Below are 10,195 nucleotides of genomic sequence, written 5' to 3'. Positions count from 1 at the left end.
GCCCTGACTATCTCAAACGCCATGGCCACCCCGAACGCGTCGACGATTTGCGCAACCACGCCTGCCTGCGCTTGCGCCGTTCGAATGGCGCCATTGCGCCCTGGGCTTTCGTCGACGGCAACGAGGCGATCGAGGCGATGCTCTCAGGCCCGCTGATTGCGCACGATTATCCGACATTGCTCGGGGCCGCGATGCGGGGCGTCGGGCTGGCGCAGACGCCTCGACCAATCGCTGAAGGTCCGATAGCCGAAGGTAAACTCGAACCGGTGCTGGACGGCATCGCCGCCACGACGCCGGGCGTCTTCCTGTATCATCCCGGCAAGCGCCAAGTCCTGCCGAAGCTGCGCGCCTTCATCGACCACCTCAAATCCGCGGCGTGAGATATCGGAATCCAGCCCCTTGCGGTGGCCTCCCCACTGCCGGCGTCGGGCGAGATTTTGATCGTGGCGTGAGCCGACAGAACTGCTATCTTGCCCTCGCACCTTCGGGGAGACTATGCGGACGCCATTTTTGGGCGACATGCACTAGCATCGGGATTGCGGCAATGACGAGTAACGCCAATGTCCTCGATGCGGTGGTCGTCGGGGCCGGCTGGGCCGGCCTGGGCATCAGCCATTCGCTGGCACGGCGGGGCCTAAGCCACAGGATACTGGAGAGAGGCCGCATCGGAGAGACCTGGCGCACACAGCGGTGGGACTCTTTCCGGATGAATACCCCCAACGTGCAGACCGTGATGCCAGGCGACTGCTATGACGGTTCGGATCCGTCCGGTACCCTGACGTGCGACGAATTCGTCGCACTCCTCGAGGATTTCGCCAAGCGGCACGGCCTCCCTGTCGAACAGGATACTGCCGTGACCGAACTCGCCAGTGGACACAATAATGGCGAATATAGGCTAACCACTTCACGCGGCACAGTTTTGGCGCGGAACGTGGTGATCGCAAGCGGCGACCTGAATTGTCCGGTGCGCCCAATTTGGGCCGGTTCGCTGCCGCCCGGCCTCTGCCAGATCGATGCTTCCGATTACCGCAGCGCCGCCGATCTCGCTGATGGAGCGGTGCTGGTTGTCGGAGGCGGCCAGTCGGGTGGCCAGATCGCAGAGGACTTGGCAGAAGCAGGCCGAACGGTCTTCCTTGCCACAAGCCGGGTTGGAAGACTCTCTCGGAGCTACCGAGGTCGCCACATTATGATGTGGCTGGTCGAGAGCGGGTTTCTCGACGTGCGTCGAGAGGAGATAATCCGTCTTGCGGAACGCATTCCGGCTCGTGGTCTGCTTGGGGCAGAACGCACCATTAGCCTCCAAGCGCTCAGCGCCCGAGGTATCGTGCTGCTGGGCCGGTTCGCAGGCGTCGAGGAAGGCGGCCGCCTCTCGTTCGCCGACGATCTCGAAGCCCATATTCGTTTTGGGGATGAAGCCTCCGCCAACGTCAAACGCTATATCGACGAATATATCAGTCGCTCCGGAATCGATGCTCCCGTTTCGGAACCCAATCCTGCGGAGACTGTCGCGGCATATCTGCCGGACCCGACTATTCGTTCTCTTGATGTTGCCGTGTCCGGCATAACGACCGTGGTGTGGTGTACTGGCTTCCGGGGTGATTTCAGTTGGGTGAACCTCCCTGGGGTGCTCGACTCGCAGGGACGGCCCGTTCATGAGGATGGCGTGGCTGCGCAGCCAGGTATCTACTTCGCCGGCTTAGATTTCGCCTCCACGCGCAAATCGGGCATAATATTAGCGATTGCCGAGGAGGCGCACCGCCTTGTCGAACACATCGTCGGGCGTTCGTGACGGACTGGACACAGCCGATCCATGATTGGGTAAACCGGGTGTCGCGTCTCAACTCGGTTCCCGCAGAGCATGGGTTTGATCTCCAGCTACGCAGGCGCCCCCGCCACGGATCCCCTGACCACCAGGTCGACCGGCCAGACCTCGCCTCGCGCCCCCTCCTCCAGTCCTGAAATCCGTGCCGCCAGCCGCTCGGCGACACGGGCGCCGGCGAGACGGATCGATGAACGCGTCGTCGACAGCGGCACCGAGAAATTCTCCGGCCTCAGCCAGGGGAAGACATCGTCGTGGGCGATCAGCGAGACGTCGCTCGGAATGCTCAGGCCGAGGTCGCGTACGGCGCGCACGACGCCCAGCGCCATGATCAGGCTGGAGCAGGCGATCGCCGTCGGCGCGTCGTCCTCTTCCAGCAAACGCCTGGTGGCGCGATAGCCGTTCTCCTCGGTCATATCGACCGAGCAGACATGGCGTTCGCTCAATGACAGTCCGCTCGCGGCGAGCGCCCGGCGCACGCCGCGTTCGCGATGGATGGCGAAGGTCTCGCGGTCGTCACCGTTGATCAACGCCAGCCGCCGATGACCTAGTTGGATCAGCAGCCTGGCCGCCTCGTGGAAGGCGCCCTCATTGTCGATGTCGGTAAAAGCATAGTCGAAGTCGAAGCCCTCACTGCGGCCATGGACGATGAAGGGAATGCCGAGCGTGTTGACCAGCGCCACGCGCCGGTCAGCGGGCCTTGGCGAGGAGATGTAGACGGCATCGACCTGCCTGTTGGCGACGATGCGCCGGTAGGTCGTCTCCTGGTCGTCGGCGTCGGCCGGCGACAGCACAAGGTCAAGCTCGTGCGAACGGGCATAGTCACCAAGGCCGGACAGGAACTCGACGAAATGCGGATCGATGTCGACCGACGCACCGGTCGGCAGGACATAGCCGATCATGCCGGTCTTGCCGGTCGCCAGCCGGCGCGCGCTCGGATTGGGACGATAGCCATGGCGCTTGGCGGCATCCATGACACGCCTGCGCGTCTCCTCGTTGACCTCGGGATAGCCGTTCAGCGCACGGCTTACCGTGGTTTGCGAAAGTGCCAGCATATGGGCGAGCTGCTTGAGGTTCACGAAAGGTCTCCATTCCCTCAAAGCGCTTTTAAATTGAATCGACCCAAGTCCCAGCGGGGCCGAGCCATACCAAGCCGAACCATAGACGCGGTTCGGGCGTATTTGAAACAAAAATTGCTGCTGCATCGCCATAATAGCATGTTGCAGCGCACTTTTAGGGGCGCAAATGCGCGAACCTAAATCGATTAATCCGCCCGGCCTCTTGACTTCCCAGCAATTCAATGGCGTGATCGAGAAAGCCAAAGCGCTTTGGAAGACTCTTCGAAAGGTTGCGGTTCCTTTCCGACTGAGTCACAGTCCTGCGGCGTCGGCGGGCGGAATGGAGGTTCCGTCCGGTGTGTGAGACCCACTGGGAGGAATACCGATGAAGAAAATGCTTTTGCTGGGTGCGGCGTTTGCCACGTTCGCCCTGAACGCGCCCGCGCAGGCCGAACTGAAGTTCAAGCCCGGCGAAGACAAGCGCTTCAACTGGGCGAACTACGAAGAGCTCAAGAAAGTCGACCTCAAGGGTGAGACGCTGTCGATCTTCGGACCGTGGCGCGGCGAGGACGAAGGCCTGGTGCGCGGCGTTCTCGACTATTTCTCGGAAGCCACCGGCGTCGAGATCAAATACTCCTCCTCGGAGAATTACGAGCAGCAGATCGTCATCGACACGCAGGCCGGCAGCCCGCCGAACATCGCCGTGCTGCCGCAGCCGGGTCTTATCCAGGACCTGGCGTCGAAGGGCCTTTTGACGCCGCTCGGTGACGACACCGCCAAATGGGTCAAGGACAATTACGGTGCCGGCCAGTCATGGGTCGATCTCGGCACCTTTAAGGACAAGGACGGCAAGCCGGGCTTCTTCGCCTTCCCTTATAAGGCCGATGTGAAGTCGCTGGTCTGGTATTCGCCGGATAATTTCGAGGAAGCCGGCTACAAGGTGCCGAAAACGCAGGAAGAACTTGCCGATCTCGAAAAGAAGATCATCGCCGATGGCGGCAAGCCGTGGTGCATCGGCCTCGGCTCCGGCGGCGCCACCGGCTGGCCGGCGACCGACTGGGTCGAAGACCTGATGCTGCGCACCCAGCCTCCGGAGGTCTACGACAAATGGGTGAAGAACGAGATCCCGTTCAACGACCCCGCAGTGGTCAACGCCATCGACATTTTCGGCAAGATCGCGACCGACGACAAGATGGTCGATGGCGGCGCCAAGGCGGTCGCGGCGACCGATTTCCGCGACAGCCCGAAGGGCCTCTTTTCGGTGCCGCCGAAATGCTACCTGCACCATCAGGCATCGTTCATCCCGACCTTCTTCCCGGAAGGTACCAAGGTCGGCCAGGACGCGGACTTCTTCTACTTCCCGCCCTATGCCTCCAAGCCTGAACTGGGCACGCCCGTGCTCGGCGCCGGTACGCTGGCGATGATCACCAAGGACAGCAAGAGCGCGCGCGCATTCATCGAATTCCTGAAGATGCCGCTCGCCCACGAGATCTGGATGGCCGAAGGCGGCTTCGTGACGCCGCTCAAGTCGGTCAACAAGGATGCCTATGCCAGCGACGCGCTGAAGAAGCAGGGCGAAATCCTCGCCAATGCCTCGACTTTCCGCTTCGACGGTTCCGACCTGATGCCGGGCAAGATCGGCGCCGGCGCGTTCTGGACCGGCATGATCGACCTGGTCGGCGGCAAGTCGGCGCAGGACGTCGCCACCGACATCCAGAAGAGCTGGGACGCGATCAAGTAGCGGTCGGCATGTAAGCGACCACCATTCTCGCACTGGATCCGGACCGTACTGGCCCGGATCCGACGGCGGCCCGTGCCGCAGCCTTTCGTCATGAGCGCATTGAAATGAAGCGCGATCGGCAATGTGCGCAAGCCGCCGATGACGCGCTCCAAACAACTGAATCGGCGCCTGGTCTCCGTTACCAAGGTCATTCCTTGTCGGGTCATGCGCAGGGGGAGAGGGACCCATGGCGGCTCAGATTTTCTCGGCCATAACAGTCATCATCGTCGGCGTCGGCGGTTGCGTCGCCTATTTCTGGGGCGCCAACAAACTGGTCGACCTGATATTCCCGTCACGCGGCGTCGCGGGTGCCGCGGCCATCGACAATCTGCGCCGGCAAGGGCTGGTCCGGCCATGGCTGTTCGTCGGCCCGGCGATGATCATCCTCACCATTTACCTGATCTATCCGGTGGTCGAGACGCTGCGGCTGTCGTTCCTCGATCGCAGCGGCATCAATTTCGTCGGCTTGGCGAACTATCAATGGGCGTTCGGCGATCGCGAGTTCCGCAACTCGATCCTCAACAACATCATCTGGCTGGCGGTGGTGCCGGCCGCCTGCACCTTCCTCGGGCTGATCATCGCCGTGCTTACGGACAAGATCTGGTGGGGCACGATCGCCAAGAGCCTGATCTTCCTGCCGTTGGCGATCTCCTTCGTCGGCGCCAGCGTGATCTGGAAATTCATCTACGAGTATCGGGGCGACGGCCAGACGCAGATCGGCATCCTCAACGCCATCATCCAGCATTTCGGCGGCCAGCCGCAGGTCTGGATATCGCTGCCGTTCTGGAACAATTTCTTCCTGATGATCATCCTGATCTGGATCCAGACCGGCTTTGCTATGGTCATCCTGTCTTCCGCCCTGCGCGGCATTCCCGAAGAAACGCTGGAAGCCGCCGTCATCGACGGCGCCAATCCGTTCCAGATCTTCTGGAAGATCATGGTGCCGCAGATCTGGGGCACCATCGCCGTGGTCTGGACCACGATCACCATCCTGGTGCTCAAAGTGTTCGACATCGTGCTGACCATGACCAACGGCCAGTGGAACAGCCAGGTGCTGGCCAATCTGATGTTCGACTGGATGTTCCGCGGCGGCGGCGATTTCGGCCGCGGCGCCACCATCGCCATCATCATCATGATTGCCGTCATTCCGATCATGGTCTGGAACATCCGCCAGGCGAACAAAGAGACGGGAGGACATTGAGATGGCCGTCGCGGCCGGAAATTCCTTCGCCAGCCGTTTTGGCGTCCACATCGCCGTGCTCATCTTCGTCGCGATCTGGACCATACCGACGCTCGGCATCCTGGTCTCGTCGCTGCGCGACAAGAACCAGATCATCGCCTCGGGCTGGTGGAACTCGTTCGCCAGTTCCACCCAGACGGAAGCAGGCCGGCTCCCGCCCGCCTCGGCGCAAGTCGAGAAGGACGGCAAGTTCGTCCTCGAGGGCAATATCTTCGGCGACGGCGCCAAGCGCGACATCAGCGCCTTCGGGGTCAAATCGGCGACACCGACGCAATATCCCGCCGGCACCACAGCCGATCTCGGCGACGGCGTGACCTTGCAGCTCAATGCCGACGGCAGCTTCATCATGCATTCCCCGAAAGCATTCGAAGGCGATCGCGGCCAGCGCGTCTATTATGCTTCGTCGGCGCCGCCGAAATTCACCACCGACAATTACAGAACCGTGCTGTTCTCCGAAGGCATCGGACGGTCATTCATGAATTCCCTGACCGTCACCATTCCGGCTACCGTCATCCCGATCCTGATCGCCGCCTTTGCCGCCTATGCGCTGGCCTGGATGCGGTTTCCCGGCCGGGCGCTGCTGATCGCCGTCATCATCGGCCTGCTGGTGGTGCCATTGCAGATGTCGCTGATCCCGCTGTTGAAGCTCTACAACGGCGTCGGCGCTTTCTTCGGCATGCCGTCGAAGACCTATCTCGGCATCTGGCTGGCGCATACCGGCTTCGGCCTGCCCTTCGCCATCTACCTGCTGCGCAGCTACATTGCCGGCCTGCCGCGCGAAATCATGGAATCGGCGCGCATCGATGGCGCCAGCGATTTCGAGATCTTCGTCAAGATCGTCTTGCCGCTGTCGTTCCCGGTGCTGGCTTCGTTTGCCATCTTCCAGTTCCTGTGGGTATGGAACGATCTGCTGGTGGCGATGGTTTTCCTCGGTACAGAGGCAGACCAGATCGTGCTGACCGCCAAGCTCAACGCGCTGTTGGGCTCGCGCGGCGGCGACTGGGAGATTCTGACGACATCGGCTTTCGTGACCATCATCGTACCGCTGATCGTGTTCTTCTCGCTGCAGCGCTATTTTGTCCGCGGGCTGCTTGCCGGCTCGGTGAAAGGAGGCTGAGACGATGCAATCCGCTTTGAAGGCCAGCTCGAAGCCTGACCTCGCCATCGATCGCGACTGGTGGCGGGGCGCGGTGATCTACCAGATCTATCCGCGCAGCTATCAGGACTCGAATGGCGACGGCATCGGCGATCTCAAGGGCATCATAGGCCGCCTCTCCTATATCGCCGCACTCGGCGCGGATGCCATCTGGATCTCGCCGTTCTTCAAGTCGCCGATGAAGGATTTCGGCTATGACGTGACGGATTACTGCGATGTCGATCCGATGTTCGGCACGCTGGCCGATTTCGACGCGCTGACCGCCGAGGCACACAGGCTGGGCTTGAAGGTGATGATCGACGAGGTGCTGTCGCACACTGCCGACAGTCATCCCTGGTTCAAGGAAAGCCGGTCGAGCCGCAGCAACCCGAAAGCCGATTGGTACGTCTGGGCAGACGCCAGGCCGGACGGCACACCGCCCAACAACTGGCTGTCGATCTTCGGCGGCTCGGCGTGGCAATGGGACACCAGCCGCCAGCAATATTACATGCACAATTTCCTGGCCGAACAGCCCGACCTCAACTTTCACAACCACGAAGTCCAGGACGCATTGCTCGACGTCACCCGCTTCTGGCTGGAGCGCGGCGTCGACGGTTTCCGGCTCGATACCATCAATTTCTACTTCCACAGCCAGGGCCTGGAAAACAATCCGCCGCTGCCGCCGGAAGAGCGCAACGACCAGACCGCGCCGGCGGTCAACCCCTACAACTACCAGGACCATCTCTACGACAAGAGCCGGCCCGAGAACCTCGGCTTCCTCGAACGGTTCCGTGCCCTGCTCGATGAGTATCCGGCAACCGCAGCGGTCGGCGAGGTCGGCGATTCGCAGCGCGGGCTTGAAGTGGTTGCCGCCTACACCGCAGGCGGCAAGCGCGTGCACATGTGCTACTCCTTCGATTTCCTGGCGCCGGAAAAGATCAGCGCGGGCAAGGTCCGCTCGGTGCTGGAATCCTTCGGCAAAGTCGCCAGCGACGGCTGGTCGTGCTGGGCCTTCTCCAACCACGACGTGATGCGCCCGGCCTCGCGCTGGGCCGCCAATGAGGCCGACCCGACCGCCTACCTCAAGGTCATCTCGGCGCTGCTGATGTCGTTGCGCGGTTCGGTCTGCATCTACCAGGGCGAGGAGCTTGGGCTCGGTGAGGCAGAGCTGCGGTTCGAGGATCTGCAGGATCCCTACGGCATCCGCTTCTGGCCGGAATTCAAGGGCCGCGACGGCTGCCGCACGCCAATGGTGTGGGATGGCAGCGCCAAGAATGGCGGCTTCTCCCAGGCAAAGCCCTGGCTGCCGGTGCCGGCCAAGCATCTGGCGCAAGCGGTCAATGTCCAGCAGGGCGACGAGGCTTCGCTGCTCGAGCACTACCGGCGCTTTCTCACCTTCCGGCGTGCCCATCCGGCGCTCGCCAAGGGCGACATCACCTTCATCGAAAGTGAGGGCGACACCGTCGCCTTCACGCGCCGCGCAGGCAACGAGCAGATCGTCTGCGTCTTCAATCTGGGAGCCGGGCCGGCCAAGGTTGACCTTGGCGGCCGATCGCTGCAACCTCTGCCCGGGCACGGATTTTCGGGGCAGGCGAACAGCGGTTCCATCGAGCTTGGCGGCTACGGCGCCTGGTTCGGGCGTCTCGACTGAATTCCAATCACTGGAGGAAACCAAATGGCCGATGTCACGCTAAGACAAGTGAAGAAGTCCTACGGCAATCTGAACATTCTCCACGGCATCGACCTCGATATTAAATCGGGCGAGTTCATCGTCTTCGTCGGCCCGTCGGGCTGCGGCAAGTCGACATTGCTGAGATCGATCGCCGGGCTCGAGGAAATCACCTCCGGCGAGCTCAGAATAGCCGGCGAAGTGGTGAACGACGTGCCGCCGTCGAAACGGGGCATCGCCATGGTGTTCCAGTCCTACGCGCTCTACCCGCACATGACCGTCTACGACAACATGGCGTTCTCGATGAAGATCGGCAAAGAGAACAAGGCCGAGATCGACCGCCGCGTGCGTCAGGCCGCCGAGATCCTGCAGCTGACCAAATATCTCGACCGCCTGCCCAAGGCGATGTCGGGCGGCCAGCGCCAGCGCGTCGCCATCGGCCGGGCCATCGTGCGCAATCCGAAGGTGTTCCTGTTCGACGAGCCGCTTTCGAACCTTGATGCGGCGCTGCGAGTCGCCACCCGCATCGAAATCGCCAAGCTCAAGGAATCGATGCCCAACACGACCATGATCTACGTCACCCACGACCAGGTCGAGGCAATGACGCTCGCCGACCGCATCGTGGTGCTCAAGGACGGCCATATCGAGCAGGTCGGCACGCCGATGGACCTCTACAAGAAGCCCGGCAATCTGTTCGTTGCGCAATTCATCGGCTCGCCGGCCATGAATATCCTGCCCGCAACCATCGACAAATCAGGCAATCCGACCGTCGTCAGCCATGTCGGCGGACGCAAGGCAACCGTGCCGATCGCGACGCCGGCTTCGGCAAAGGGCGCTGCGGTGAGTTTTGGCGTGCGGCCGGAGGACCTGATCATCGCCAGCGGCGCGGACTATCTGTTCGAGGGGACGGTCGACTATGTCGAGCAGCTCGGCGAGGTGCAGCTGGTCTATGTCGACATCGGTCGCGCCGACCTGCCGCTGGTGACCAAGCTGCCCGGCAATGTCGAGGTCAAGCGCGGTTCGACATTGCGGCTGAGCGCCAATGGCGAGGACCTGCATCTCTTCGACGCTGACGGACGGTCGTTTGCCCTTCATGAGGCTGAAGCGAAGGCGGCCTGAGGCAGAACCGCGTCTTGGACAAAAAAGAGCAGCGGGCCAGGCCCGCCGCTCTTTTTTTGAAGATCAGCTTCGACTGTTAACGGCCGAAGAGATTCCGGTCGCTGCCCTGAGGAGCGGACTTCTCTACGTCGCCCGACGAATTGAGCAGCTTCTCGACGAGGCCACCGCTGTTGCGGACCGAGCTCGTATGCGCGCTGTCAACCGAAGTAACCGCAGGCTGGTTGGCGCCGTTGGAGCCAAAGTTGTCGCTGCCGGCGAAAGCACTGCCGGTGATGGCCAGAACGGCGGCGGCAGCAATAAGGATCTTGTTCATTTTAGTCTCCTGAATTCTGGATTTCGCCAGACGGCAGGCACAGCTGCCGTCGCTTGCGAAAT

The 10,195-nt window shown here is 62.0% G+C and carries 9 protein-coding genes; 7 read left to right on the top strand and 2 right to left on the bottom strand.

All coding sequences use genetic code 11. From position 1 onward, the window contains the following. Positions 1–380, top strand: a 380-nt coding sequence (locus EN939_RS09370) for a LysR substrate-binding domain-containing protein (protein ID WP_245473069.1), incomplete at its 5' end; no start/stop codon positions are given. Positions 381–544: 164 nt separating this feature from the next. Continuing rightward, positions 545–1,789, top strand: a complete 1,245-nt coding sequence (locus EN939_RS09365) for a flavin-containing monooxygenase (protein WP_127267793.1) — start codon at positions 545–547, stop codon at positions 1,787–1,789. An 86-nt stretch (positions 1,790–1,875) separates the two neighbouring features. Here EN939_RS09365 and EN939_RS09360 read toward each other — a convergent pair whose 3' ends face one another. Beyond that, positions 1,876–2,898, bottom strand: coding sequence for a LacI family DNA-binding transcriptional regulator (locus EN939_RS09360; RefSeq protein ID WP_127267792.1), 1,023 nt, complete (start codon positions 2,896–2,898; stop codon positions 1,876–1,878). Positions 2,899–3,262: 364 nt separating this feature from the next. Here EN939_RS09360 and EN939_RS09355 point away from each other — a divergent pair, with 364 nt between their 5' ends. The 5 genes from EN939_RS09355 to EN939_RS09335 all read left to right on the top strand — a co-directional run bounded on the left by EN939_RS09355 (position 3,263) and on the right by EN939_RS09335 (position 9,820). After that, positions 3,263–4,618 carry an ABC transporter substrate-binding protein gene (locus EN939_RS09355; protein WP_127267791.1) on the top strand — a complete coding sequence of 452 codons (1,356 nt, stop codon included), beginning with the start codon at positions 3,263–3,265 and terminating at the stop codon, positions 4,616–4,618. 226 nt (positions 4,619–4,844) lie between these two features. Then, complete coding sequence (locus EN939_RS09350) at positions 4,845–5,858, top strand: carbohydrate ABC transporter permease (protein ID WP_127267790.1); 1,014 nt, start codon at positions 4,845–4,847, stop codon at positions 5,856–5,858. A 1-nt stretch (position 5,859) separates the two neighbouring features. Then, positions 5,860–7,014 (top strand): carbohydrate ABC transporter permease, encoded by a 1,155-nt coding sequence (locus tag EN939_RS09345; protein ID WP_127267789.1) that lies wholly within the window; start codon positions 5,860–5,862, stop codon positions 7,012–7,014. A 4-nt stretch (positions 7,015–7,018) separates the two neighbouring features. Then, a complete protein-coding gene (bglA, locus tag EN939_RS09340) occupies positions 7,019–8,683 on the top strand; it encodes a beta-galactosidase BglA (RefSeq protein ID WP_127267788.1) in 1,665 nt (554 codons plus the stop codon). 24 nt (positions 8,684–8,707) lie between these two features. Further along, on the top strand, positions 8,708–9,820 hold the full coding sequence (locus EN939_RS09335; RefSeq protein WP_127267787.1) for an ABC transporter ATP-binding protein: 1,113 nt from the start codon (positions 8,708–8,710) through the stop codon (positions 9,818–9,820). A gap of 76 nt (positions 9,821–9,896) precedes the next feature. Here EN939_RS09335 and EN939_RS09330 read toward each other — a convergent pair whose 3' ends face one another. Next, the gene (locus EN939_RS09330) at positions 9,897–10,133 is read right to left on the bottom strand and encodes a DUF680 domain-containing protein (RefSeq protein WP_023813652.1); all 237 of its coding nucleotides are present in this window, start codon (positions 10,131–10,133) and stop codon (positions 9,897–9,899) included. Positions 10,134–10,195: the final 62 nt, after the last annotated feature.

It is taken from the genome of Mesorhizobium sp. M7A.F.Ca.CA.002.05.1.1, from assembly GCF_003998335.1.
GTDB lineage: Bacteria > Pseudomonadota > Alphaproteobacteria > Rhizobiales > Rhizobiaceae > Mesorhizobium.
The sequence above is the reverse complement of the archived record's forward strand: the minus strand, read 5'-3'. Positions and strand labels throughout refer to the sequence as shown.